This window comes from Tenacibaculum sp. SDUM215027 (assembly GCF_050566205.1).
Taxonomy (GTDB): Bacteria; Bacteroidota; Bacteroidia; order Flavobacteriales; family Flavobacteriaceae; genus Polaribacter.
In genome coordinates this window covers 36,330-61,857 of the sequence record NZ_JBNXUE010000008.1, presented here as the reverse complement: position 1 = coordinate 61,857, position 25,528 = coordinate 36,330, and the positions used below count along the sequence as shown (strand labels likewise).

Sequence of the window (25,528 nt, the reverse complement as noted above, 5' to 3'; positions counted from 1 at the left end):
TCTTTCTTAATGAAAGATTAACTTTTATTTATCTAAAAAATCTTGATAAGCGTTCTGACTAATAGCTCTTCCTAATGAGTCTAAAGTTTGATAATTACCTTCTTGTATAACAGGTTTGTTGCTTACATAATCATATACAAAAGTTCCGTTTTTAGAAATGGTACCAAACCCTTTGTTGAATACATAATGTGCGTATTGATTTTCAGAAGTATTAAAAATGTTTTTAAAGTTAGTCATTGTAGTAAAAAAGAGATTTATTCTGTAACCTTTAAACGAGCTTTGGCAGTTACAGAAATATCAGAATAATCGTTGTTTAGGTATTTTAAATATCCAGCTATGGCAATCATAGCAGCATTATCGGTGGTATATTCAAATTTAGGAATGTAAGTTGTCCATCCCCAGTGTTTTTCAGCTAAAGTTAAGCGTTTTCGTATTTCTGAATTAGCAGAAACTCCACCAGCAATTGCTATGTGTTTGATGTCTGTTTGCTTTACAGTATTTTTAAGCTTATCCATCAAAATTTCAATAATAGTATATTGAATGGAAGCACAGATATCGTTAAGATTTTCTTTAATAAAACTAGGGTTTTCTTTTATATTCCTTTGTACAAAATATAAGATCCCTGTTTTTAACCCACTAAAACTAAATTCTAAATCACCCACTTTAGGTTTGGTAAACTTAAAAGCTTTAGGGTTTCCTAATTGAGCATATTTATCAATTAAAGGCCCACCAGGATAAGGTAAACCTAAAATTTTAGCAGATTTATCAAAGGCTTCTCCAACCGCATCATCAATCGTTTCACCTAAAATTTCCATTTCAAAATGATTGGTAATTTTTACAATTTGTGTGTGTCCACCACTAATAGTTAAGCAAACAAAAGGAAATGGAGGTATTTTACTTTCTTCTTCTTTAATAAAATGAGCCAAAATATGCGCCTGCATGTGGTTCACATCTATCAAAGGGGTGTTTAGCCCTAAAGCTAAAGATTTTGCAAAAGAAGTACCTACCAATAATGAACCCATTAATCCGGGACCACGAGTAAAGGCAATTGCATTTAAATTGTGTTTAGTTATGCTAGCTTGTTCAATAGCTTGTTGCACAACTGGAACAATGTTTTGTTGATGCGCTCTAGAAGCTAGTTCAGGAACCACACCACCATATTTAGCATGCACTTCTTGGTTTGCTACAACATTACTTAACACTTTTCCGTTACAAATAACCGAAGCACTTGTGTCATCACAAGAACTTTCAATACCTAAAATATAGATGTTTTCTGTACTCAAATCTTTCCGGATTTAGGTTACAAAAATATTGATATTACGTTAGATTTTCGTTAAAAATAAGATTTCTTTAAAATAAGGCAGCATTTTTGCAGTTTGCTGATTACTTTTGTTAATAGGATTATAAATAAGGGAAGTTATTAAAAGATTAGGGAACATAATAGGTAGAATAATAAAGTACGCAGTACTTTTTCTGCTCTTGCTTTTTCTTTTACTATCGTTACCTTTTGTACAAAGTCAACTTGCTAAACAAGCAACGAATTGGGTAAACAAAGAGTTTAACACCAATATTGTTGTAAAGAAAATTGATTTATCATGGTTAGGAAGTGTTCAGTTAAAAGAAATTGAAATTAGAGATCATCATAAAGACACACTAATATTTGTAAATAACTTAAGCACTTCTTTATCAAATGCCAAGCGTGTATTAGAAAATCAAGTAGATTTAGGGGAAGCTTCTTTAAGCGGGGTTCATTTTTATATGAAAACATATAGAGGTGAAAAAAATGATAACATGTCTATTTTTATAGATAGTTTTGAAGATGGAAAACCTAAAGATAGTTTAGCAGCGCCGTTTATTCTTAAGAGTGATAAAATTTCTTTAGATGGTTTAACTTTTAAGTTAATGGATGAGAATAAGGCAGATCCACTTGAGTTTGCAGCATACAAGGCAGGAGCGGAACTAAACGATTTTTCAATTGTTGGGCCTGATGTTTCTATGAAAATAAGAAACATGTTTTTTACAGGAAATAGGGGAGTAAATGTATCAAATTTATCTACTGACTTTACGTATACAAGATCCTTTATGGATTTTAAAAATACAGCATTAGAAACAGATAATAAAACCAAACTTAAAGCTGAGGTTAAGTTTACTTACAATCGAAAAGACTTTGTGAACTTTAACGATAAGGTAAAAGTTAAAGCTAAGTTTCAAGAAAGTGTAGTTTCAGTAAAAGATTTAAATAAGCTATATAATGAAATCGGTGGACATGACTTTTTATATATAAGCGGAGATATTGATGGTGTACTAAATAATTTCAGTGCTAATAATGTTAGAGTACACTCAAAGGGAGGTATGAGAATTATTGGAAACATGGGGTTTGTTAATGCTGTTAAAACTAGTAGAGGTTTTGTGTTTGATGCTAACTTGGATAACCTAACAGCAAATTATTATCAATTAAGAAATGTACTGCCAAACTTATTAGGAAGAACTTTGCCAACAGAATTTCAGAGATTAGGTAATTTTACTTTGAATGGAATTGTAAAAGTGACTCCGCAACAAATGGATGCTACCATATCAATAAAATCTGAAATAGGAACTGCAATTTCTGATCTTCAATTAACAAATATTGATAATATTGATGAAGCAAAATATACAGGAGAAGTTGAGTTTAAAAGCTTTGATCTGGGGGTTTTTGCTAATGATGCTGTGTTAGGAACCGTTTCATTAAAAGCTGATGTTAATGGTAGTGGGTTTAATGTTGATAATGTTAATACCATAATTATAGGAAGGGTGAGTAGTTTGTTTTTTAACAAATATGAATACAAGAACTTACAAGTAAATGGACAATTTCAAAACAAAAAGTTTGATGGTTTATTAAATGCTAACGATGATAACTTCAAGTTAAAATTCGAAGGGTTAGCTGATTTTTCATCGGAAATTAACAAGTTCGACTTTATCGCTAATGTCGATAGGATTGATTTGAAAAAGACAAACTTATTTACTCGTGATAGTATCTCTGAATTAAAAGGGAATATTAATTTAAATATTTCAGGGAATACATTTGATGATATTGTAGGGAAAGCAACCTTTAAAAATTTAGTATACAGAAACCAAAAACAGAGTTATCCCTTTAAGAGTTTTGAAGTAAACTCATCAGTAAAAGATAGTATAAAAACTATTGAAGTAAACTCAGAAGATATTGTAAAAGGGTATATACAAGGTAAGTTTTCTTTTGAAGAGTTACTGCCTATAGCTCAAAACGCTTTAGGTAGTGTGTATACAAACTATCGTCCACACGAAGTGGCACCAAATCAATTTTTAGATTTTGATTTTACGATTTATAATCAAATTATAGATGTCTTTTTACCAAACATTTCAATAGGAAAAAATACACGATTAAAAGGGCGTATTAATTCAGATAAAAATTCGTTAAAACTTACATTTGAGTCTCCAGAAATAAACGTATATAAAAATATAATTGAAGGAGTCGTGTTAAGATTGGATAATAAAAACCCATTATACAACACTCACTTAACAGCAAGAAAAGTAAATACAAAGTATTATAATATTGAAAAGCTAAACCTGTTAAACCGTACTAAAAATGATACATTATTTTTTAAATCGGTTTTTAAAGGAGGCAAAGATTATGGAGAGAGTTTTAACTTAGATTTTTTCTATACAATTAATGAGCTACAAAAATCTGTTGTAGGAATTCAGAAATCGACGTTATATTACAAAGGTTTTGACTGGGAAGTAAATCCTAATGATGATAAGAATAATAAAGTGACATTTGATTTGCAAAAGGATGATTTTACAATTAGTCCATTTGTTTTTAAATCAGGAGAACAAAAAATAGATTTTAAAGGAATTGTAAGGGATAGTACCTACAAAGACATACAAGCTAACTTTAATAAAGTAAAACTAGCTAGTTTTTTACCCCCAGTTGATAGTTTAAAATTAGATGGAAAACTAAATGGTAGATTAGAGTTCAAACAAGAAAATAAAACAGTAGCTCCTAAAGGGAGTTTGTATGTTGAGGATTTTTATATAAACAATTACTCACAAGGAAATTTAGCGTTGAATGTTACAGGAGATAATTCCTACGAAAAATATGACGTCAACTTATATTTAGAAAGTGAAAACGCAAAAAACATTTCAGCTACAGGAGAAGTTGACTTTTCAAGAGAAAGACCAATTATAGATTTAGATATTTACTTGAAAGAGTATGATATTGGAGCTTTCGGACCGTTAGGAGAAGGTGTCTTATCTAAACTAAGAGGAAAAGTAACAGGAGATTTTACGGCAAAAGGTTATTTAAGAAACCCAGATTTTAATGGAGTTCTAAACTTTGAAAATGCAGGATTAGCTTTTCCGTATTTAAACGTAGATTTTGATTTAAAAGGAAACACGAGCGTAGTTTTAGATAAACAAGAATTTGTTTTTAAAGACATAATATTAGAGGATACAAAATACCTAACACAAGGGGATTTATCAGGAAGTATTGTGCATCAAAATTTCGAAGACTGGTTCTTGAATTTTGATATTAATACTCAAAATTTACTGATTTTAGATACACAAGAAACGGAAGAATCTCAATATTACGGAACTGGGTTCTTAGATGGTGAAGCAAAAATTAGAGGACTTACCAGCTATTTAGATATAGAGGTTAATGGAAAAACAAATAAAGGAACTCTTTTTGTAATTCCGTTAAGTGATGTTAAAACAATAGATAATTATAAGTTAATCCGATTTAAAACAGGAGAAGAAGAAGAGGGATCAAAAGGGAAAATTATTGGTGATATAAAAGGACTTGATTTAAGACTAGATTTAGCTGTAACAAAAGAAGCCGTAGCTCAAGTAGTAATAGATAAAGTTTCAGGAAGTGAATTAAAAGGAAGTGGTGAAGGAAACCTTAGAATCGATATTGATACAAGAGGGAAATTTAATATGTTCGGAGATTTTACGGTAGATAATGGTTTTTACAACTTTAAGTATGCAGGAATAACAAAGCCTTTTATAGTACAAAAAGGAGGAACTATTTCTTGGAATGGAGATCCTTATGAAGCTGATTTAGATATAACAGCAGTATATAGAACAAAAGCAAACCCAGCACAATTACTAGATAACATCAATTCAAATCGTAAAATTCCAATTGACTTATACACAAAAATTACAGGAGGATTATTTAGTTCAAAACAAGAGTTTGATATTAAAATACCAAATGCAAATTCAACAGTAAGTTCAGAGTTAGAGTTTCTATTAAACGAGAATGATTTAAATACAAAAATGCAACATTTCTCGTTTTTATTAGCTTTTGGTACATTTTATAATGCGGATGCTATTGGTAATAGTGCAAGTTCAGGAATTACAGGTACAGCCTCTGAAATTGCCTCAAGTATTTTAACAAATATGTTAAATAGCGATGGAAACAAATTTCAATTAGGAGTTGGGTATACGCAAGGAGATAGAGGAAATGTTGATAACCTTAATTCGGACGATCAAGTAGATGTGTCAGTATCGACACAGTTGACTGATAGAGTATTGGTTAATGGAAAAGTTGGGGTACCAGTAGGAGCTAATACACAAACTAGTGTTGTTGGTGAAGTAAAAGTAGAAGTTCTTTTAAATGAAGAAGGTAATTTAAGAGGTACGGTATTTAATCGTCAAAATGAAGTACAATACTCTACAGAAGAAGAAGGATATACGCAAGGAGTAGGTATTTCATATCAAGTTAATTTTAATAACTTGCGCGACTTAGGAAAAAAATTAGGTTTAAATAAAAAAGAAAAGAAAAAGGAAGTGAAAAAAGATAGCATAAAACCTAAGAAAAAAGGGCTGATAAATTTTAAATCTAAAGAGAAAAAATAACCAAACTATTTTATGAATAGAACAAGTAAGGATTACCTTGTAATCATGTTAAAAGGGATGGCTATGGGAGCTGCCGATGTTGTTCCAGGTGTTTCTGGAGGTACCATTGCATTTATTTCAGGGATTTATGAAGAGCTATTAGGCTCTATAAGTAATATCAATATAAAATTACTTAAAATCTTACAAAAAGAAGGTTTCAAGTCAGCATGGAAACAGGTAAATGGTAATTTCTTAGTATCTCTTTTTGTTGGGATTTTTATTAGTATCGTTTCGTTAGCAAAAATGATTTCTTGGTTATTAGTAAATCACCCAATTTTAGTATGGTCTTTTTTCTTTGGTTTAGTACTAGCAAGCGTTATTTACATAGCAAAACAGGTAACTCAATGGAATCTTGTTTCAGGAGTTTTACTAATTTTAGGAGCGATACTTGCTTACTATATAACAACGTTAAATCCACTGGTTTCAGAACATTCATCAATGTCGTTTATGTTTTTAGCAGGAGCTATAGCAATTTGTGCGATGATTTTACCAGGTATTTCAGGGTCTTTTATTCTGGTGTTATTAGGAGCTTATAAACCAGTTTTAGCAGCTGTAAATAATCGTGATTTTACAACTATAACGTTTGTTGCTTTAGGGGCGATTGTGGGCTTACTAACATTTTCAAGGGTTTTAAAATATTTATTTTCAAATTATAAAAACTATACACTGATAGTGTTAACAGGGTTTATTATAGGTTCATTAAATAAAATTTGGCCTTGGAAAAAAGTATTGACTTATAGAACCAATTCTCATGGAGAGCAAGTTCCTTTTAATGAGTTGTCTATTTCTCCGTTTTCTTATGATGGAAATCCTCAATTAATGTATGCAGCTGTATTAGCCTTAATAGGTTTCGGACTTATTTTATTACTAGAAAAAATAGCAGTAAAAAAGCATTAGAAAATAACTAACTTAGCTTTCTAATCAAACAGCATGTATAAAGAACGCAGGCTATCACAAAAAATAAATCTTTTTTTAAAAGGATTGATAATGGGAGGAGCTAATAAAGTACCAGGAGTTTCTGGTGGTATGGTGGCTTTTGTGATGGGGTTTTATGAAGAACTTATTTATACTTTTCAAAGAATAAATGGTAAAGCTTTTAAGTTGTTGATTAACGGTCGCTTTAAAAGTTTCGCTAGCTATACCAATTTACAGTTTTTAGTATGGGTAATGGCAGGAAGTATGTTTAGCTACTTCAGTGTTTCTCTTGTTTTAGATTACTTCTTAAGAAATTACCAACTATATGTATGGTCATGGTTCTTTGGAATGATTATAGGTTCTATTTACTACATATCAAAAGACTTTGGAGATTGGAAACCTAAAACTATTTTAGGGCTACTAATAGGAGTTTCAGTAGGTATCTCCATAAGTTTTATGACACCTGCTACAGAAAATGATAACTTATGGTTTGTATTCTTGTGTGGGATAATAGGAGTTTCAGGAATGACATTACCAGGGCTTTCAGGCTCATTTATACTCATATTATTAGGTAACTATGTAATGCTGTTAGTAGATAGTGTAAATGTGTTAGGAAACGTAATCACAAATCTATTTTCTGGAAATTTTGAAGTATTGAATGATCAGGTAAAAATACGTTACTTAAAAATTATAGGAGTTTTTACAGCAGGTTCAGCGTTTGGTCTTGTATCTATTTCACATGTTTTGGGCTATGTTTTAAAAAGGTGGCATCAAATTGTAACAGCAATTATCATAGGTTTTATTACAGGTTCATTAGGGGTTGTTTGGCCATGGAAAGAAACTATTTATAAAAAAGAAGAAGGTGTGTTTTTGTTAGATCAAAGCGGAAATAAAATTATAGAAAACTACCAAAGATTTATTCCGAATTTTAACGATCAAGAAACATGGGTTTCAATAGGATTTATTATTATTGGAATCGCATTAATATTAATTATTGATTTTTATGACCAAAAAAGAAAATAAGCATTTATATGCTTTAGTAGGAAAGAATATTTCATACTCATTTTCTCGTGGATACTTTACCGAAAAGTTTGAAAAATTAGACTTAAAAAATCATGAGTATATCAATTTTGATATTCAATCTATACATGAACTTCCTCAAAAAATAAAAGAAAATAAAAAGCAGTTAAAAGGAATGAATGTTACCATTCCGTACAAACTAGATGTTTTCAATTTTTTAGATAGAATAGATAAGAAAGCTTTAAAAGTAGGAGCAGTCAATACTATTAAAATTACCAAAAAAGGAAGGTTAAAAGGATACAATACTGATGTGTATGGTTTTAAAAAGTCATTAAAACCATTGTTGAAAAAACATCATAAAAAAGCCTTGATTTTAGGAACAGGAGGAGCTTCGAAAGCAGTAGCCTTTGTACTTGAAAACCTAGGGATGAAATATAAATATGTATCGAGAACTCCAGAAGGGAAAAAGCAGATTTCGTATCAAGATATTAATAAAGAACTTATCGAGTCATATTCTGTTATTATAAACTGTACACCATTAGGTACACACCCAAATGTAGAGAATTGTCCTGATATTCCGTATGAGTTTTTGACAGACAAACATTTGTTGTATGATTTGATATACAATCCATCAGAAACTATTTTTTTACGTAGAGGAAAAGAGCAAGGAACAACTATAAAAAACGGATTAGAGATGTTAGAGCTTCAAGCGGAGAAAGCTTGGAAAATATGGAGCAATAGCTAAAATTTTAAAAACTAAAATAAAATTTGCTATTCTCTAAGAATCCTTATCTTTATAATCTAAATCAAAGGAACTTAAACATTGTAGATATGTTAGAAAACAACGAGGAGAAAGTAGAAAAACCAATTATTGAAGAGCAAACGAAGACAAATGAGGAAACTGAAAATGCTGTTAATGAGGTTGAAAATGAAGTAGCCAATGAATCTGAGAAAGCAGATGAAAAGCACGAAATACCTATGCTTGATTATGCTTCGATGGAGTTAGAAAAATTGGTAGATGAATTAAAAAAATTGCTTAAAAGTCATCCAATTCAACAATTAAAATCAAATGTAGATGCTATTAAAACAGCATTTAATTCTAAGTTTGGAGCTTTGTTAGCAAAGAAAAAAGAAGCATTTTTAGCCGATGGAGGAAATTCTATAGACTTTCAATTTTCTAGCCCAGTAAAAACAGAGTACAATAACTTATTAGGTGAATATAAAGCTAAGCGTGATGCATACTATGCTCAGTTAGAAAAGCAATTAAAAGAAAATTTAGAGAGAAGAAATAACTTGATTGAAGAGTTAAAGTCTTTAATCAAAAATGCTGATCCTAAAACAATGTATAACGATTTTCAAGAAATTCAAAATCGTTGGAAAACTGTAGGAGCAGTGCCAAAAACAAAGTATAATGATACTTGGAGAACCTATCATCACCATGTAGAGCGTTTTTACGATTTACTACACTTAAATAAAGATTTTAGAGAGTTAGACTTTAAACATAACCTAGAAGAAAAACTGCGATTAATTGAAAGAGCAGAAGCTTTAAGTGAAGTAGAAGATGTTAATGTTGCTTTTAAAGAACTGCAGGAGTTACATCGTATGTGGAAAGAAGATATAGGACCTGTATCAAGAGAACATAGAGAAGATGTTTGGGGTAGATTTAGTGAAGCTACTAAGAAAATTCATGACAGACGTCATCAGCATTACAGAGAATTAAAGTCAAAACATCAAGAAATGATTGATGCTAAATTGGCTGTTGCGGCAGAAATAAATGCATACGATACATCAAACAATAAAACACATAACGACTGGCAAAAAAGTATTGCAGAAATAGAAAAACTGCGTAAAAAATATTTTGACATAGGTAAGTTACCTTACAGTAAAAGTGAAGCAGTTTGGCAGGAATTTAAAGTAGCTACAAAAAAGTTCAATACAGCAAAAAATGCTTTCTATAAGGATGAAAAAAGCTCTCAAAATGAGAACTTAAAAAAGAAAATGGAGTTAGTAGAACTAGCTGAAAGTTTAAAAGAGAGCGAGGATTGGAGTGAAACTACCAATACTATGAAACGTATTCAGGCTGATTGGAAAAAAATAGGGCATGTACCTAGAAAATTTTCTGATGATATATGGAAACGTTTTAAAAATGCTTGTAATCATTTTTTCGATAGACTGCACGCTCGTAAAAATGAGCAGAATAAAGAACAATTAGCAGTAGTGGAAGCTAAAAAAGAATTTATAGAACAAGTTAAAACGGCTGAAATTGCTACAGAAGAAGATGTAGAAAAAACGTTAGCCGATTGGAGAGCGTTAGGAGCGTTGCCAAGAAATGCACGTTACTTAGACGAAAAATTCAATAAAGCAATGGATGCTCATTTAGATAAACTAGATATGAGTAGAATTGATATTGAAATGATGAAGTTTAAAGGTGTTATTGATACATATTTATCACAAGAAGATTACAGGAAACTAGATAGTGAGCAGTTCTTTATTAGAAAGAGAATAGATGAAACTGTACGTGAAATGCAACAGTTAGAAAATAACCTAAGTTTTATTTCAAATGCAACAGAAGATAATCCTTTAGTACAGAATGTTCGTAATGGAATACAAGAGTTTAAAGATCAATTAGATCTTTGGCAAGAAAAGCTAGACTATTTAAGAAGATTAGATTACTAAACGATAATATATAGTTAAAGAAAAAACTCGAACAAGATAAGGTTCGAGTTTTTTTATGTCTAATTTTTGGTAAGTCTTTTTGCTATGGTAAGTTCAACTATAGATAGAATGATAATGATTGAGACTTCAACTAAAATATAACCCCACCCAATGCTAGTGATTGTTTTAAAATGATAGAATGCTACTCCAATAGAAAGACAACAATATAGCAGGTTTAATATGGCGATTCCTCTTAAAAAGGGTTTTAGACTATTGTCTGTTTTTTGATAACAGTAAAAATCATAAACAGCAAAAAATATAGGTAAAACAGCGAGTAAATAAAGTGTTGAAGGTGGAATTCCTATAATACTTTCAAAATTAACCAATACTACCCCTAATAAAAAAGCAGATAAAATAGCTCCTAAACCATCTATTAAAAACAACTTCTTAGGTTTTTTGGGAATGTTTTTTAGTAGCTTTTTAATCATAAAAAGATAAAATACAGCTATTTTATACAGGTTTTGAGTTTACATAAAAGTTCTTATCAACTTCAATAGAATTACCGTTAATTGTTTTTGTTTGCCAATTCTCAGTAGGATGTAATAATTCAGATTTTCCGTTAATAATTACTTTTAAAGGCATGTTAAACTCTTTTACCACATTACCCCAACGATACTTTAAAGTATTGTTTTCAATTTTGTACTCAAACTCTGGAATTTTCACTGTACGTAAATATTGGTCGAATACTTTACTTAAATCAATTCCTGATTTTTCAATCATATATTTTTCAACTTCTTGTGTAGCTACTGTTTGGTGGTAAAAGTCAGCATTTAATCCACGTAAAATTTGTCGCCATTTTTCATCGTTGTTTATTAACTGACGAATAGTATGTAACATGTTGGCACCTTTATAATACATATCACCAGAACCTTCATCATTTACATCATAATTGCCAATAATTGGAATGTCGTTTTGAATTGCATTTCGAGTTCCAATAACATATGCTGCAGAAGCTTCTTTACCGTAGTAATAATCTAAAAATAAGTTTTCTGAATACGCAGTAAAACTTTCATGAATCCACATATCAGCAATATCTACATTGGTGATATTGTTAGCAAACCATTCATGACCCGCTTCATGGATAATAATAAAATCAAACTTTAGCCCCCAACCAGTTCCAGATAAATCTCTACCTAAATATCCATTTTTATATTGATTACCATAGGTAACTGAACTTTGATGTTCCATTCCTAAATACGGAACTTCTACTAATTTAAAGCCATCTTCATAAAAAGGGTATTTACCAAACCAATGCTCAAAAGCTTTCATCATTTTAGGAGCATCTTTAAATTGCTTTTTAGCTTTTTTTAGGTTGTCACGTAACACATAATAATTCATGTCTAGCTCTCCATCTTCACCCTTATACTTTTCAGAAAAATGAACATAATCTCCAATATTTACGTTAACACCGTAATTATTAATCGGATTATCAACAAACCAATGATATGTAGTTGTATTATCATTATGTTGTTCGATGTTACGTAGACGTCCGTTGGAAACATCCATTAAATTTTTAGGTACACGAACGCTAATAGCCATACTATCTACTTCATCATACATATGATCTTTATTTGGCCACCAAATACTAGCACCTAATCCTTGACAAGAAGTTGCCACAAAATGGTTTCCGTTACTGTCTTTTTTCCAAGAAAAACCACCATCCCAAGGAGCTCTGATAGCTTCTTTAGGATTTCCTTCGTAATACACATCAATAGAATTTATTGATCCTTTCTTTTGAGGAGATTTTAGTTGAATAAAATGGGCATTTCCTTCAGAAACAATTTGCAGTTCTTCATTGTTTTGAGTGACTTTAGTAATTTTTAAAGGAGGTTGTAAGTCTATTTGTAAAACTTGATGAGGTTTTAAAACTTTGTATTGTACAGTGTTTTTTCCTTCAATAAATTTTTTATCAGGATTCACAGCTACGTTAAGATGATAATAGGTTAAATCCCACCACAATCTTTCAGGAGTAATAGAACCACGTAAAGAATCTTGACGAGTAAACTTCTCAGTATTTGAAAATAAAGATGTGTTTTTTTGAGCTGTTAAAGAAGAACATCCGACAATTGAAATAGCCAAAGATGTCATAAAAACAGATAAAGAAAATGTTTTTTTATGCATAGTGTTTATTCTTGAAAGATAAAACGCTAAGATAAGTTTTTAAAGTTTTTTTATTGATGGTAACTTTAAGATATTTGCTTAAAATAAGAACAATGTCAAAAATAGTTTTCATTACAGGAGCTTCCTCAGGAATAGGGAAATCAATAGCTTTATATTTATACGATAGAGGGTTTACAGTCTACGGAACAAGTAGAAATCCTCAAAAAGTGAATGTTCCATTTCAAATGGTAGCGTTAGATGTAACTAATGAAGATTCTATAAAAGAGGCTGTGGCAAAAGTGATTGATGTAGAAGGAAAGATAGATGTGTTAATTAATAACGCCGGAAAAGGGATTACAGGCCCTATTGAAGATACACCAACAGAAGAAATGAAGGAAAACTTTAATACAAACTTCTTTGGAGTAATTGATGTTGTTAAAGCGGTATTACCTCATATGCGAAAGCAGCAATCAGGAACTATTGTTAATACAACTTCAATTGCCGGATATATGGGATTACCATTTAGAGGGATTTATTCTGCAAGTAAAGGAGCTTTAGAGTTAGTAACAGAAGCATTGAGTATGGAGGTGAAAAGCTTCGGAATTAATGTTGTAAACGTAGCTCCAGGAGATTTTGCTACGAATATTGCAGCAGGAAGATATCACACACCTGTTTTTGAAAACTCTGCCTACAAAGAAAAATATGCTGAAAACTTAGCTTTGATGGATACTCATGTAGATTCAGGAGCAGACCCAATAATTATGGCAGAGGCCATTTATAAAATCATTGAAAATAAAAATCCTAAAATTCATTATAAAATAGGTGGATTTATGGAGAAGTTTTCAATTGTATTAAAAAGAATATTACCTGATAAAGTTTATGAAAAGCTTCTAATGAATCATTATAAATTGTAAATTCGCAGAAGATTAGTAATTGAAGAAAATTACGGCATATAAAATTGTTTTATAGAGGGGTTAGCCCTTTTAAAATAGTAAGAATTAGAACACAACTACATAATAAATATACAGATGAAATTTTTTATTGACACAGCTAACTTAGATCAAATTAGAGAGGCACAAGCTTTAGGTATTTTAGATGGAGTAACAACCAATCCGTCATTAATGGCTAAAGAAGGAATAACAGGAGAAGAAAATATTATTAATCACTACAAAGCAATCTGTGAAATTGTTGAAGGTGATGTTTCTGCTGAGGTAATCTCTACTGATTTTGATGGAATGATAAAAGAAGGAGAGGCGTTAGCTGCTTTGAATCCTCAAATTGTAGTAAAGCTACCTATGATTAAAGATGGGATTAAAGCATGTAAATATTTTTCTGACAAAGGAATTAAAACCAATGTTACATTAGTGTTTTCAGCTGGTCAAGCATTATTAGCAGCAAAAGCAGGAGCTACGTACGTATCTCCATTTATTGGTCGTTTAGATGATGTTTCTACAGATGGTTTAAACCTAATTGCTGAAATCCGTCAGATTTATGATAACTATATGTTTGAAACGCAAATCTTAGCAGCATCTGTACGTCACACAATGCATATTATTGATTGTGCTAAGATTGGATCTGATGTTATGACTGGACCATTAAGTGCTATTGAAGGGTTGTTAAAACATCCATTAACTGATATTGGTTTAGCTAAATTCTTAGCAGATTATAAAAAAGGAAACTAACCAACTTAGTTGGAAATAATACAATGTCATTTCGACAGAAGTGAGAAATCTATTTGTTCAAAAAGGTTTTTCGTTTTTTTCGAAATGACATTTTTTAACTTTAAAAGAAATGTTCCCAAAAAAAGAACTCGCGCAATTAGTAGTCTCAGCATGTCATCAATTTAATATTGATACCGTTGTAATTTCTCCAGGCTCTCGTAATGCACCGCTTACCGTTGGATTTTCAAATCATCCAGCAATTGAAGCATTAAGTGTGGTAGATGAGCGTTGTGCAGCCTTTTTTGCGATGGGAATAGCGCAACAAAAGCAAAAACCTGTAGCTATTGTATGTTCTTCAGGTTCGGCTTTGTTGAATTATTACCCTGCCATAGCAGAAGCTTTTTATAGCCAAATTCCGCTAGTTGTAATTTCTGCAGATAGACCTAAACACTTAATTGATATTGGTGACGGACAAACCATTCGTCAAGAAAATGTATTTGAAAATCATATTTTGTCTTCAGCTAATTTGATTGAGAAAGAAAGTCAGTTGAAAAATAATACCGATTTACTGGTTGAAGCATTACAGATTTCTAAAAACCAAAAAGGACCAGTTCATATCAATGTTCCGTTTGACGAACCTTTATATGAAACTGTAGAAGAGCAAAAAGTTTTTGATTTTTCAAACGTTATTTCGAGTGATACGAAACAATCTGTAGATTTAGAAAAATTAGTTCCTGTTTGGAATTCTTCAATTAAAAAAATGATTTTAGTAGGAAGCAATTTTCCAGATGTTGAACTTCAAAAAATATTAGATGTCTACGCAGAAGATGCTTCTGTTTTAGTATTGACAGAAACAACATCAAACGTATACCATTCGAAGTTTATCAGTAGTATTGATAAGCTAATATCTAAGTTAACTGAAGAAGAATATAAAGAGCTACAACCTGAGGTATTAATTACTTTAGGAGGAATGGTGATTTCTAAAAGAATAAAGCAGTTTTTAAGAAAGTTACAGCCAAAACATCACTGGCATGTTGATGAGTTAAAAGCAATAGATACCTATCATTGTTTGTCAGAGTTTGTACAAACGAACCCTGTAACCTTTTTAAGAATGCTTTCTGGTAAAAAGAAAGATATTCAAAGTGATTACCAAGCAAGATGGTTACAAGAGAAAGAACTTAGAGCCATAAAACATGAGGAATATTTAAAAAACTGTAAATATTCAGATTTAAAGTCTTTTGAAGTTGTTTTAGATAGTATTCCTGATAATTCACAAGTACAGATTAGCAACAGTTCAATTATTCGATACTCACAATTGTTTGATGTAAATTCTACATTAAAAGTATTTTGTAATAGAGGAACTAGTGGAATTGATGGAAGTACAAGTACAGCTATTGGAGCTGGATTTGGTTCAAAAAATCAAACAGTATTTATAACAGGAGATTTAAGCTTCTTTTACGATAGTAATGCATTATGGAATACTAATATTCCGAAGAATTTTAGAATAATTATTTTAAATAATGCAGGAGGTGGCATTTTTAGATATATCCCAGGGCCATTAACAACAAATGCTGCCGAGTATTTTGAAACACCGCACGGCTTAACAGCAGAACATTTGTCAAAAATGTATGATTTTGAATATGTTCAAGTAAAGGACTTAAAGAGCTTGCGAAATAGTTTGACTTCGTTTTACTCAGAATCGAATCAACCAAAAATAATGGAGATTTTTACTCCAAAAGAAATAAATGATGTAGTTTTAAAAAACTATTTTAAAAACTTATAAGATGGAATTAAAAGAAGGTGATAAGGTAGACTTAATTATAGGTGTACAAACACCATTAGGGTATACAGTTTTAATTAATGAAGAGTACGAGGGATTGTTGTATAACAATGAAGTTTTTAGTGATGTTGAAGAAGGAATGCGAAAAGTAGGTTACATTAAAAAGATACGTGAAGACGAGAAAATTGATGTGTCGCTACGCCCACAGGGATTTGAAAATGTAATTGATTCAGATGTAGAAAAAATACTTAAAAAGCTAGAAGACAAAGGCTTTTTGTTGTTGACAGATAAAAGCTCTCCTGAATCAATAAAATTTCACTTACAAATGAGTAAAAAAGCATTCAAGAGAGCTATTGGCAGCTTGTATAAGAGTAAAAAAATAGAATTACAAGAAGACAGAATAGTGTTAAAATAACCTATTCTTGTTCTTCTTCTTCCTCTTGTTCTTCAATAATCTCCTCTTTATTATTGTTAATTTCTTCTTTCTTTTCACTTCCCATTAAATCGTTTACACGCTTAATGTTTTCGTAAAAAGCATCGGCATTAGGGTTAGAAGGATCCATTTTCCCATAAGCAGCTTTATAATAAAAATCAGCTTTTTCATAGTCTTTTCCTAATTCATGATACTTACCAATGTAAAAATCACCCATGTGAGAATCAGGATACTTTATCATTACAAAATCACCTAAAACTCTTAGGTAATCACCGTCTTGTCTATCAATAACGATGTCTTCAATAACAAAAATATCATCCAAACGAACATTTAAGTTAGAACCGTATAAATATTGAATATCTAAATATTTTTTCTCAACATACTTAATAGCATCTAAAGGAGCTAAATCTTTCACATTAGCCTCAAACTCCTCTTTAGTAATCTTAGAATATAAACTAAACATTTGTGTAAAAGCTCTAGGAATAGTTTCTCCAATCATAGCTAGATAGCTAGGAGAAGAACCAAACTCATCAAAAACAACATTGAAGTTTTTAGCTTCATAAGATGATAACAAAGTTTTAATTTCACTAAAGCGATTATATTGTTTTGGGTCAATATATTTTTTGTTATTACTTGTATATACAAAGAAGGTGTTATCAATTGAGCCTAATCTGTTAAGAGAATATGATTCCATAATTGCTGGAGCAAATTGAGGGAAATCTGGTGTAATACATATGTATGAGTTAAAAACAGGCTTTTCATCCTTTAAATAATGAGTGATAAAATTAGCACCCTTTCCTTCACCAACAACTGTCATAAAAGCAGAAGTTCTATAGTTTCCTTCCATAAAAGGAATCAATTCGTGCTTAATAAAATTAAAAAAATGCACTCCAGAGCTAGTTAAGGCATTGTTAGAAGGTATAATAGAAATATCTTTTCCATAAGTATTCTTCATGTCAATTCCTACTACAATTTGCCTCGGAGCTTTATCAACATTAGCATAAAGTTTAGCATTTCCTACGTATAAATCAAAAAGATACTCGTCACCTAAAACGATAGCTAAAGGATAATTAGTAGTTTCATCTACATCGTAACCTTTAGGAAGGTAGATTTTTATATTTCTATCTTTTTCTAACTCTTTTGAATTGACTGTTTGATTGACAATGCTTTGAGAAAAAAGACTAGTACTAATTAATAAGGTAAATAATAAATATACTTGTTTCATATTGGGGGTAAATTATATCGTTCAAATATAGAAAAGAAAAATAAAGTTATTATGTTATTTTTGTACAACTAATTAACGACAATATATTAAAATTATGATACAACCTGATTGGAAAGTTGCGAAAGAATACGAAGATATTACCTATAAAAAATCACATAATGTAGCAAGAATAGCATTTAACAGACCAAATGTACGTAATGCATTTCGTCCTAAAACGACCTCTGAGTTATTAAATGCATTCCAAGATGCACATGAAGATACTAATATTGGGGTTGTATTATTGTCGGCAGAAGGACCATCAACAAAAGATGGAGTTTGGAGCTTTTGTTCTGGTGGAGATCAAAATGCACGTGGACACCAAGGGTATGTTGGAGACGATGGTTACCACCGTTTAAATATTTTAGAAGTTCAACGTTTAATCCGTTTTATGCCAAAGGCGGTGATTTGCGTAGTTCCAGGTTGGGCTGTAGGTGGCGGACACAGTTTGCATGTAACTTGTGATTTAACTTTAGCAAGTAAAGAGCATGCTATTTTCAAACAAACAGATGCCGATGTTACTTCGTTTGATGCAGGATATGGTTCAGCATATTTAGCTAAAATGGTAGGACAAAAGAAAGCACGTGAAATCTTTTTCTTAGGAAGAAATTACTCAGCACAAGAAGCTTATGAAATGGGAATGGTAAATGCCGTAATTCCTCATGATGAGTTAGAACAAACAGCTTTTGAGTGGGCACAAGAAATCTTAGCAAAATCACCAACTTCTATTAAAATGTTAAAGTTCGCAATGAATTTAACGGACGACGGAATGGTAGGACAGCAAGTATTTGCAGGAGAAGTTACACGTTTGGCATATATGACTGATGAAGCTAAAGAAGGACGTGATGCGTTTTTAGAAAAGCGTAAGCCTAACTTCCCTAAAACTTGGATACCTTAAAATCAGTTATCAGTTATCAGTTATCAGTTCGAACGAATGTAAGAAGTCTCTAAGTCAAACGTAAAAACAAATCAGAATTGAAAATAATTTGTATAGGGCGTAATTACGCAAAACATATAGAAGAATTAGCAAATGAAAGACCAGAAAACCCAGTGGTTTTCTTAAAGCCAGATTCGGCTATTCTTCCTAAGAAAATGCCATTTTTCATTCCACCATTTTCAAATGATATTCATTATGAGGTAGAAGTATTGGTAAAAATAAACAAAGTAGGAAAACATATCTCTCCAAAATTTGCACACAAGTATTACGACACTGTTGGATTAGGAATTGATTTTACAGCTCGTGATGTGCAAGCACAATGCAAAGAAAAAGGATTGCCTTGGGAAAAAGCAAAAGCTTTTGATGGTAGTGCTATTGTAGGAGAGTTTTTTCCAAAAGAAGATTTTGACTTAGAAAACTTGTCATTTCAATTACAGAAGAACGATGAGGTTGTGCAAGATGGAAATACATCTAGTATGCTGTGGAAGATTGATGAATTGATTAGTTATGTGTCACAATATTTTACCTTAAAAAAAGGAGATATCATTTTTACAGGAACACCAGCAGGAGTGGGAAGAGTGGTAGAAAATGATATTTTAACAGGAACTATTGAAGGAAAGCAAGCTTTTCAAATTAAAGTAAAATAAAATATATCCCGCTTCGGCGGGATTCTTTTTTAGATATATAAATGAATGCAGAAATCATTACGATAGGAGATGAAATTCTTATCGGACAAATTGTAGATACCAATTCTCAATGGATTGGTCAAGAACTTAATAAAATTGGAATTTCGGTTTATCAAATCTCCTCAATTCAGGATGAAAAACAACACATATTAAATGCGTTAAAAGAAGCAGAAAGTAGAGCAGATATTGTGATAATAACTGGAGGATTGGGGCCTACCAGAGACGATATCACAAAAAAAACAATTGCTGAATATTTTCAAGACAATAAGATTGTTGAATATCCAGAGGTGATTGATAATATTAAATATTTATTCAAAAAAGTTAATCACCCGTTCAACGAAATTCAGAAGTACCAAGCACAGCTTCCATCAAAAGCAACATTATTAATGAATCGTTTAGGAACGGCACCTGGAATGTGGTTTTATGAAAACAATACGGTTTTTGTGTCACTTCCTGGAGTTCCTTATGAAATGAAAGGATTAATGAAGTATAGTGTACTGCCTAAGTTGCAGTCTACTTTTAAATTACCATTTATTTCACATAGAACAATTATGACTGTTGGTACAGGTGAAACAATTATTGCTGAAAGAATTTCTGATTGGGAAGATAGTTTACCAGATTTTATAAAATTAGCATATTTGCCATCTTACGGAAGTGTTCGTTTACGATTATCAGCTAAAGGAAATGATGAAGATTTGTTAACGAAAGAGATGGAGAAGCAAGTTGCTGCACTATATGAATTAATTCCTGAGATAATTGTAGGTGACGATAATGAAACCTCATTAGAAAAAGAAGTTGGTAAATTGTTAAAACGATATGGTAAAACTGTAGCTACAGCAGAAAGTTTAACAGGAGGAAAGATAGCATCAACTATTGTTTCTGTCTCTGGAGCATCTTCATATTTTATGGGAGGATTTATAACCTATACAGCAGCTTTAAAACAACAGTTATTGGGTGTTTCTAAAGAAACAATTGATCAATTTACTGTAGTAAGTAAAGAAGTAGCATCAGCAATGGCAAAAGGATGTTTAGAGAAATTACAAACTGATTATGTCATAGCTGTGACTGGGAATGCAGGACCAACCACAGATCATAACGATAAGAATGTAGGCTTAGTGTATATTGCTATTGCTACTAAGAAAGGAGTAGAGGTTCACGAATTTAATTTTGGGCAACCTAGAGAAAAGGTTATTAATAGAACAGTAACTAAATCTTTAGAACTTTTACAAGCTACTATATTAAAATAATTAGTATTTTTGCCGCCGTTACGCTTCCGAATAGGTTAGATGCTGAACCTAGTTTTGAAAAGATAAAAATAATTAGAAATTTAATCGAGAATATTTTTGTGCAATAAATTAAATTGCATAAATTTGCACCTCGTTTAGAAATAACACTAAAAACTGTCAAGAAGATGTCTAGAGTTTGTGAATTAACAGGAAAAAAAGCGATGGTAGGTAATAACGTATCTCACGCTTTAAATAGAACTAAAAGAAGATTTAACGCTAATTTAATGACCAAGCGTTTTTATATTCCAGAAGAAGATAAATGGGTAACTTTAAAAGTATCTGCTTCTGCATTAAAAAATATTAATAAAAAAGGAATCTCTGCGGTTATCAAAGAAGCTAGAGAAAAAGGTTTTTTAACTAAATAATTCCTTACTAGATAAAATTTTAGAGAGATGGCAAAAAAAGGAAACAGAGTTCAAGTAATTTTAGAGTGTACTGAGCACAAAGCTTCTGGTCAACCAGGAACTTCTCGTTATATTACAACAAAGAACAAAAAGAATACTCCTGATAGAATGGAATTAAAGAAATTTAATCCAATCTTAAAGAAAATGACAGTTCATAAAGAAATTAAATAATAAGCTACGGCGTAAACTTTAATATAAAATGGCAAAGAAATCAGTAGCATCGTTACAAACAGGTTCGAAAAGATTAACCAAAGCTATCAAAATGGTAAAGTCTCCTAAGTCTGGAGCTTACATATTTGTTGAAGCTATTATGGATCCAACACAAGTAAACGACTTTATAGCAAAAAAGTAATTCTTGTATACAGTTTAAAGAAAAGCTACTTTCATTAGAGAGTAGCTTTTTTTATGTATTAAAAATCTGTATTTTTGGGCGTTACCCTTCGGGTCGGGCTTTTCGCTATATCTTTTTCTTCAAAAAAGGATGCCGCTACAATCCCTAACGCGAATTGTAATCGTACAATGACAATTTGACCGTATCAAAAATTTGGTATAGTTTTTAACCTATATAAGCGATTATAAAATTTAAGAATGAGTCTTTTTAAGAAAATATTTTCGAAAGAGAAAAAAGAAACCTTAGACAAGGGATTAGAAAAATCCAAATCAAGTTTTTTCTCTAAATTATCAAAAGCAGTTGCAGGTAAAGCAAAGGTTGATGATGATGTATTAGATAATTTAGAAGAAGTATTGGTATCGTCTGATGTAGGAGTTGAAACAACCCTGAAAATTATTGATAGAATTGAAGAGCGTGTATCTCGCGATAAGTATTTAGGAACTGAAGAGCTAAATCAAATCTTACGTGAAGAAATTGCAGGTTTACTGTCAGAAACGAATACAGGAGATGAAACCGACTTCACGATTCCTGCTAATAAAAAGCCATATGTGTTAATGGTAGTAGGAGTGAATGGAGTAGGAAAAACAACAACGATTGGTAAGTTAGCTTCACAATTCAAAAAGAAAGGTTTAAAGGTAGTGTTAGGAGCAGCTGATACATTTAGAGCGGCAGCGATAGATCAATTACAAGTTTGGGCGGATAGAACAGATGTACCTATCGTACGACAAGATATGGGGTCAGACCCTGCTTCCGTAGCCTTTGATACTGTAAAATCAGGAGTTAATCAAGATGCTGATGTAATTATCATAGATACAGCAGGACGTTTACATAACAAGGTTAATTTAATGAATGAGTTGACAAAGATTAAACGTGTAATGCAAAAAGTAATTCCAGATGCTCCACACGATGTATTATTAGTATTAGATGGTTCTACTGGTCAAAATGCTTTTGAACAAGCCAAACAATTTACGAAAGCAACAGAAGTAACTTCGTTGGCAGTAACAAAGTTAGATGGTACAGCAAAAGGAGGAGTGGTAATTGGTATTTCAGATCAATTCCAAATTCCGGTTAAATATATTGGAGTAGGAGAAGGTATCGACGATTTACAGGTGTTTAACAAACACGAATTTGTAGACTCGTTTTTTAAATAATATTATTACTGAGAAGACAGGAACCTATAATAAAGTAAAAACTCCCAATTTGGGAGTTTTTTTATATTTTAAACTGTTTGAATAACCTTGTTAAAAGCTAACCTTGACTTTGGTTTTCTATCTGGTTGATTAAAATCTTCGTTATCCCTATAACCTATTGCCACTGCAACAAGACTTGCATAACCTTCATTATTCAAAATTTTGTCATAATTTTCAGGTTCAATACCTTCCATTGGAGTAGCATCAATTCCCATTTCTGCACAGGCACTTAAAAAAACTCCTAATGCTAAATAAACTTGTCTGTCAAACCAAGCCTTAATTTCTTCTTCAGGTTTTGGTTTTATAAATTCTTTATAATAGCCAACAGCTCCTTCAGGTAGTTCTTGTTCAATTTGCTTTTCAAATAATTCAATATCATTAATTCGGTTGAACACTACAACAGTATCACTCTCAATAACCTTACTTGTGTTTAACCAAGATACTTCTGAAAGTTGTTGTTTAGTATCAGTATCAGAAACAAAAATAAATTTCCAAGGTTGACTATTTATTGATGAAGGACTTAGTTGTAAAACCTGTTGTAACTCTTCAATTTTTTCAGATTCAATTTTTTTTGAAGCATTGTATTTTTTGGTTGTATAACGTTGTTGCATTGATGTTATAAAGCTCATATCTTATTTTTTAAATTAAACTATAAAAATTATAGTAGCAAAAGTAATTATAGTATTTTATCTTTGCAATAACGGTCAAAAAGGATAGTATAAATTATGGAGGCACAAACATCTAAAACACTTAAGTTTAAAGGAAAAGAATTCCCTTGCTGTACTAGTCTTACTATGGGGGTTATTGGAGGTAAATGGAAAACAGTTATTCTTTTCCACTTAATAAAAGGAACACTCCGTTATAGTGAGTTAAGAAAAGAAATTCCAATGGTTACAGAACGAACACTAAGTTTACAATTAAAATCGTTGGAAGAAGATGGAGTAATTAAAAGGAAGGTATATACATCAAAACCACCTTTAAAAGTAGAATATTCTTTAACTGATTTAGGAAAAACTTTAATTCCTGTAGTCCAATCTATTGCAGATTGGGGCGATTCTGTAGTGAATAGTCACTCAAAGTAATAGTTTATGAATGTATACCACTTGAATTCATATTAAGAGAAAACTCCTTTTTTATAACAAAAGGAGCTTTTTTGTTTTTTATAATTACATTTGATTATCAAATACTTGGCAAATGAGAAAAACAGTTTTTTTATTAATAACAATTCTATTAATAGGTGCATGTAAGCAAACACCAGCAAAGGTGTACTTTAAGAAATACGATGAATCTTCTGAAATAGAAAAGCAACAGGAACATGAGAAAACAAGGATGCAGTTTCAACTACTTCAATCTAAATATTTAGATTTAAATAAAGAGTTTAAACCTTTTGAAAAGGAGTTGTCATATTTTTCTGAAGAAGAGTACAATAAATTAAAATCATTAATTTTAGAAAAAGACATACCGTCTATTCAAAAAAGTATATCTGAAAAGAAGCTTAACTACGAAAAATTAACTCTGTTTTATTTGTATAGAATTCGAAAGTTTGAAAGTGATAGTACAAAGTATTTAAACGCAATCATATCATTAAACCCAAAAATTTTAGAAGAGGCGAGAGCAAAAGATGAAGAATCAAAAGAAGTTACAGAATTCTCTTTGAATGGAATACCTATTTTAATAAAAGATAATATTGATGCAGAAGGAATGATAACTACTGCAGGAGCCGTAGCTTTACAAAACAATTTAATCGATGAAGATGCTTTTATTGTTAAAAAGTTAAAAGAGGCTGGTGCTTTAATTTTAGGGAAAGTGAATTTAAGTGAATGGGCATATTTCTTTTGTGAAGACTGCCCATTAGGTTATAGTGCTACAGGAGGACAAACTTTAAATCCTTACGGAAGAAAAGTTTTTGAAACTGGTGGTTCTAGCTCTGGGAGTGGTGTTTCCATAGCTGCAAATTATGCAGTGGCTGCTGTGGGTACAGAAACAGCAGGTTCTATTACTTCACCTTCAAGTCAGAACTCAATAGTTGGATTAAAGCCAACGATTGGAGTCTTAAGTCGTTCAGGAATTGTACCAATTTCAAGCACGTTAGATACTCCAGGGCCGATGACTAAAAGCATAGTAGATAATGCTATTTTATTTGAAGCAATTCTAGGGAAAGATAATGAAGATGCTGCTTCTTTAGAAATAGAAGATTTTAATCCTAAAGAGTTACTTAATGAAAGCTACACAATTAAAGGAAAAAGAATAGGAGTACTAAAACCTATTTTAACAGATTCTATTTACAAAGAAAATATAGAAAAACTACAAGAAGCTGGTGCAGAAATTATTGAGTTAACACCACCTGAAATATCGTTTGATGGATTTTTAACACTGTTAAATATAGATATGAAACACGATTTACCTAAGTATCTATCTATTTATGGAAATAAAAAACTAACAGTAAAAGATATAGAAGATGTAGTAGTATTCAATAAAAAAGATTCAATTAAAAGAGCTCCTTACGGACAACAGTTATTTGAAGGAATATTAAAAGACACAACAACTTTAGCACAGTTAGAAGCCGTAAAAGATAGTTTGAGTTTTAACGGAAAGAAGTTTTTACAAGATTTAAAAACTCAAAACTTAGATGTTATTCTATCCATTAATAATTATCATTCTGGTATTGCAGCAGTAGCGAAATACCCAACCTTAACAGTTCCTATGGGATATAAAAACTCTGGAGAACCTGTTAGTTTAACGTTTATAGGGAAGCCTTTTACTGAAAAAGAATTATTGCAACTAGGATATAGATTTGAACAACTAAAGAAAGTAAGAAAGATTCCAGTTGATTATCATTAAT

At 31.3% G+C, this 25,528-nt stretch carries 24 protein-coding genes; 18 read left to right on the top strand and 6 right to left on the bottom strand.

Features of this window, described 5'->3' with window-relative positions:
* Nucleotides 1–24 precede the first annotated feature (24 nt).
* Nucleotides 25–237, bottom strand: coding sequence for a hypothetical protein (locus tag ACQYZ7_RS15770; RefSeq protein WP_430730674.1), 213 nt, complete (start codon nt 235–237; stop codon nt 25–27).
* A 17-nt stretch (nt 238–254) separates the two neighbouring features.
* Nucleotides 255–1,283, bottom strand: coding sequence for a tRNA (adenosine(37)-N6)-threonylcarbamoyltransferase complex transferase subunit TsaD (gene tsaD, locus ACQYZ7_RS15765; protein ID WP_430730673.1), 1,029 nt, complete (start codon nt 1,281–1,283; stop codon nt 255–257).
* Nucleotides 1,284–1,479: 196 nt separating this feature from the next.
* Here tsaD and ACQYZ7_RS15760 point away from each other — a divergent pair, with 196 nt between their 5' ends.
* The 5 genes from ACQYZ7_RS15760 (at nt 1,480) to ACQYZ7_RS15740 (ending at nt 10,518) form a co-directional block, all read left to right on the top strand.
* The gene (locus ACQYZ7_RS15760; protein WP_430730672.1) at nt 1,480–5,868 is read left to right on the top strand and encodes a translocation/assembly module TamB domain-containing protein; all 4,389 of its coding nucleotides are present in this window, start codon (nt 1,480–1,482) and stop codon (nt 5,866–5,868) included.
* Nucleotides 5,869–5,880: 12 nt separating this feature from the next.
* Entirely contained in the window at nt 5,881–6,804 is a 924-nt protein-coding gene (locus tag ACQYZ7_RS15755) for a DUF368 domain-containing protein (RefSeq protein ID WP_430730671.1), read from the top strand.
* Between the two features lie 33 nt (nt 6,805–6,837).
* Nucleotides 6,838–7,845 carry a DUF368 domain-containing protein gene (locus ACQYZ7_RS15750; protein WP_430730670.1) on the top strand — a complete coding sequence of 336 codons (1,008 nt, stop codon included), beginning with the start codon at nt 6,838–6,840 and terminating at the stop codon, nt 7,843–7,845.
* Nucleotides 7,826–8,587 carry a shikimate dehydrogenase family protein gene (locus tag ACQYZ7_RS15745; protein ID WP_430730669.1) on the top strand — a complete coding sequence of 254 codons (762 nt, stop codon included), beginning with the start codon at nt 7,826–7,828 and terminating at the stop codon, nt 8,585–8,587. Before ACQYZ7_RS15750 ends, ACQYZ7_RS15745 begins: the two co-directional genes overlap by 20 nt.
* An 86-nt stretch (nt 8,588–8,673) precedes the next feature.
* A complete protein-coding gene (locus tag ACQYZ7_RS15740; RefSeq protein WP_430730668.1) occupies nt 8,674–10,518 on the top strand; it encodes a DUF349 domain-containing protein in 1,845 nt (614 codons plus the stop codon).
* Nucleotides 10,519–10,577: 59 nt separating this feature from the next.
* Here the strand turns inward: ACQYZ7_RS15740 and ACQYZ7_RS15735 are convergent, their stop codons facing one another.
* Both ACQYZ7_RS15735 and ACQYZ7_RS15730 read right to left on the bottom strand, forming a co-directional pair.
* On the bottom strand, nt 10,578–10,985 hold the full coding sequence (locus ACQYZ7_RS15735) for a hypothetical protein (RefSeq protein WP_430730667.1): 408 nt from the start codon (nt 10,983–10,985) through the stop codon (nt 10,578–10,580).
* 22 nt (nt 10,986–11,007) lie between these two features.
* Nucleotides 11,008–12,645, bottom strand: coding sequence for a M1 family metallopeptidase (locus ACQYZ7_RS15730; RefSeq protein ID WP_430730682.1), 1,638 nt, complete (start codon nt 12,643–12,645; stop codon nt 11,008–11,010).
* A gap of 125 nt (nt 12,646–12,770) precedes the next feature.
* On the opposite strand from ACQYZ7_RS15730, the gene ACQYZ7_RS15725 reads away from it, so the two are divergent.
* The 4 genes from ACQYZ7_RS15725 (at nt 12,771) to ACQYZ7_RS15710 (ending at nt 16,513) form a co-directional block, all read left to right on the top strand.
* Complete coding sequence (locus tag ACQYZ7_RS15725) at nt 12,771–13,571, top strand: SDR family oxidoreductase (RefSeq protein WP_430730666.1); 801 nt, start codon at nt 12,771–12,773, stop codon at nt 13,569–13,571.
* Nucleotides 13,572–13,685: 114 nt separating this feature from the next.
* The gene (gene fsa / locus ACQYZ7_RS15720; RefSeq protein WP_430730665.1) at nt 13,686–14,339 is read left to right on the top strand and encodes a fructose-6-phosphate aldolase; all 654 of its coding nucleotides are present in this window, start codon (nt 13,686–13,688) and stop codon (nt 14,337–14,339) included.
* Nucleotides 14,340–14,448: 109 nt separating this feature from the next.
* Nucleotides 14,449–16,101, top strand: coding sequence for a 2-succinyl-5-enolpyruvyl-6-hydroxy-3-cyclohexene-1-carboxylic-acid synthase (gene menD, locus ACQYZ7_RS15715; RefSeq protein ID WP_430730664.1), 1,653 nt, complete (start codon nt 14,449–14,451; stop codon nt 16,099–16,101).
* A 1-nt stretch (nt 16,102) separates the two neighbouring features.
* Nucleotides 16,103–16,513 (top strand): DNA-binding protein, encoded by a 411-nt coding sequence (locus ACQYZ7_RS15710; RefSeq protein WP_430730663.1) that lies wholly within the window; start codon nt 16,103–16,105, stop codon nt 16,511–16,513.
* 1 nt (nt 16,514) lies between these two features.
* Here the strand turns inward: ACQYZ7_RS15710 and ACQYZ7_RS15705 are convergent, their stop codons facing one another.
* Nucleotides 16,515–17,756, bottom strand: coding sequence for an alpha/beta hydrolase-fold protein (locus ACQYZ7_RS15705; protein WP_430730662.1), 1,242 nt, complete (start codon nt 17,754–17,756; stop codon nt 16,515–16,517).
* A 94-nt stretch (nt 17,757–17,850) separates the two neighbouring features.
* Between ACQYZ7_RS15705 and ACQYZ7_RS15700 the strand changes: the two genes are divergently transcribed.
* From ACQYZ7_RS15700 to ftsY, 7 genes are all read left to right on the top strand, one after another.
* On the top strand, nt 17,851–18,690 hold the full coding sequence (locus tag ACQYZ7_RS15700) for a 1,4-dihydroxy-2-naphthoyl-CoA synthase (RefSeq protein ID WP_430730661.1): 840 nt from the start codon (nt 17,851–17,853) through the stop codon (nt 18,688–18,690).
* Between the two features lie 77 nt (nt 18,691–18,767).
* Nucleotides 18,768–19,376: a fumarylacetoacetate hydrolase family protein gene (locus ACQYZ7_RS15695; RefSeq protein ID WP_430730660.1), complete on the top strand. Its 609-nt coding sequence runs from the start codon at nt 18,768–18,770 to the stop codon at nt 19,374–19,376.
* A 41-nt stretch (nt 19,377–19,417) separates the two neighbouring features.
* On the top strand, nt 19,418–20,662 hold the full coding sequence (locus ACQYZ7_RS15690) for a competence/damage-inducible protein A (protein ID WP_430730659.1): 1,245 nt from the start codon (nt 19,418–19,420) through the stop codon (nt 20,660–20,662).
* A gap of 164 nt (nt 20,663–20,826) precedes the next feature.
* On the top strand, nt 20,827–21,066 hold the full coding sequence (gene rpmB / locus ACQYZ7_RS15685) for a 50S ribosomal protein L28 (RefSeq protein ID WP_047790661.1): 240 nt from the start codon (nt 20,827–20,829) through the stop codon (nt 21,064–21,066).
* Between the two features lie 27 nt (nt 21,067–21,093).
* Nucleotides 21,094–21,276, top strand: a complete 183-nt coding sequence (rpmG, locus tag ACQYZ7_RS15680) for a 50S ribosomal protein L33 (protein WP_013070733.1) — start codon at nt 21,094–21,096, stop codon at nt 21,274–21,276.
* Nucleotides 21,277–21,304: 28 nt separating this feature from the next.
* On the top strand, nt 21,305–21,457 hold the full coding sequence (locus tag ACQYZ7_RS15675) for a DUF4295 domain-containing protein (RefSeq protein ID WP_430730658.1): 153 nt from the start codon (nt 21,305–21,307) through the stop codon (nt 21,455–21,457).
* 236 nt (nt 21,458–21,693) lie between these two features.
* A complete protein-coding gene (ftsY, locus tag ACQYZ7_RS15670; protein WP_430730657.1) occupies nt 21,694–22,647 on the top strand; it encodes a signal recognition particle-docking protein FtsY in 954 nt (317 codons plus the stop codon).
* Between the two features lie 68 nt (nt 22,648–22,715).
* On the opposite strand, the gene ACQYZ7_RS15665 is transcribed toward ftsY, so the two are convergent.
* The gene (locus ACQYZ7_RS15665; RefSeq protein ID WP_430730656.1) at nt 22,716–23,315 is read right to left on the bottom strand and encodes a nitroreductase family protein; all 600 of its coding nucleotides are present in this window, start codon (nt 23,313–23,315) and stop codon (nt 22,716–22,718) included.
* A 96-nt stretch (nt 23,316–23,411) separates the two neighbouring features.
* On the opposite strand from ACQYZ7_RS15665, the gene ACQYZ7_RS15660 reads away from it, so the two are divergent.
* Nucleotides 23,412–23,768, top strand: a complete 357-nt coding sequence (locus tag ACQYZ7_RS15660) for a winged helix-turn-helix transcriptional regulator (protein ID WP_430730655.1) — start codon at nt 23,412–23,414, stop codon at nt 23,766–23,768.
* A 112-nt stretch (nt 23,769–23,880) separates the two neighbouring features.
* Nucleotides 23,881–25,527, top strand: a complete 1,647-nt coding sequence (locus ACQYZ7_RS15655) for an amidase family protein (protein ID WP_430730654.1) — start codon at nt 23,881–23,883, stop codon at nt 25,525–25,527.
* Nucleotide 25,528 lies beyond the last annotated feature (1 nt).

Coding starts and splice junctions, on each gene's coding strand:
- ACQYZ7_RS15770 (WP_430730674.1), bottom strand. CDS start 237: ATGACTAACTTTAAAAACATTTTTAATACTTCTGAAAATCAATACGCA.
- ACQYZ7_RS15755 (WP_430730671.1), top strand. CDS start 5,881: ATGAATAGAACAAGTAAGGATTACCTTGTAATCATGTTAAAAGGGATG.
- ACQYZ7_RS15750 (WP_430730670.1), top strand. CDS start 6,838: ATGTATAAAGAACGCAGGCTATCACAAAAAATAAATCTTTTTTTAAAA.
- ACQYZ7_RS15745 (WP_430730669.1), top strand. CDS start 7,826: ATGACCAAAAAAGAAAATAAGCATTTATATGCTTTAGTAGGAAAGAAT.
- ACQYZ7_RS15740 (WP_430730668.1), top strand. CDS start 8,674: ATGTTAGAAAACAACGAGGAGAAAGTAGAAAAACCAATTATTGAAGAG.
- ACQYZ7_RS15735 (WP_430730667.1), bottom strand. CDS start 10,985: ATGATTAAAAAGCTACTAAAAAACATTCCCAAAAAACCTAAGAAGTTG.
- ACQYZ7_RS15730 (WP_430730682.1), bottom strand. CDS start 12,645: ATGACATCTTTGGCTATTTCAATTGTCGGATGTTCTTCTTTAACAGCT.
- ACQYZ7_RS15725 (WP_430730666.1), top strand. CDS start 12,771: ATGTCAAAAATAGTTTTCATTACAGGAGCTTCCTCAGGAATAGGGAAA.
- fsa (WP_430730665.1), top strand. CDS start 13,686: ATGAAATTTTTTATTGACACAGCTAACTTAGATCAAATTAGAGAGGCA.
- menD (WP_430730664.1), top strand. CDS start 14,449: ATGTTCCCAAAAAAAGAACTCGCGCAATTAGTAGTCTCAGCATGTCAT.
- ACQYZ7_RS15710 (WP_430730663.1), top strand. CDS start 16,103: ATGGAATTAAAAGAAGGTGATAAGGTAGACTTAATTATAGGTGTACAA.
- ACQYZ7_RS15705 (WP_430730662.1), bottom strand. CDS start 17,756: ATGAAACAAGTATATTTATTATTTACCTTATTAATTAGTACTAGTCTT.
- ACQYZ7_RS15700 (WP_430730661.1), top strand. CDS start 17,851: ATGATACAACCTGATTGGAAAGTTGCGAAAGAATACGAAGATATTACC.
- ACQYZ7_RS15690 (WP_430730659.1), top strand. CDS start 19,418: ATGAATGCAGAAATCATTACGATAGGAGATGAAATTCTTATCGGACAA.
- rpmB (WP_047790661.1), top strand. CDS start 20,827: ATGTCTAGAGTTTGTGAATTAACAGGAAAAAAAGCGATGGTAGGTAAT.
- rpmG (WP_013070733.1), top strand. CDS start 21,094: ATGGCAAAAAAAGGAAACAGAGTTCAAGTAATTTTAGAGTGTACTGAG.
- ACQYZ7_RS15675 (WP_430730658.1), top strand. CDS start 21,305: ATGGCAAAGAAATCAGTAGCATCGTTACAAACAGGTTCGAAAAGATTA.
- ftsY (WP_430730657.1), top strand. CDS start 21,694: ATGAGTCTTTTTAAGAAAATATTTTCGAAAGAGAAAAAAGAAACCTTA.
- ACQYZ7_RS15665 (WP_430730656.1), bottom strand. CDS start 23,315: ATGAGCTTTATAACATCAATGCAACAACGTTATACAACCAAAAAATAC.
- ACQYZ7_RS15660 (WP_430730655.1), top strand. CDS start 23,412: ATGGAGGCACAAACATCTAAAACACTTAAGTTTAAAGGAAAAGAATTC.
- ACQYZ7_RS15655 (WP_430730654.1), top strand. CDS start 23,881: ATGAGAAAAACAGTTTTTTTATTAATAACAATTCTATTAATAGGTGCA.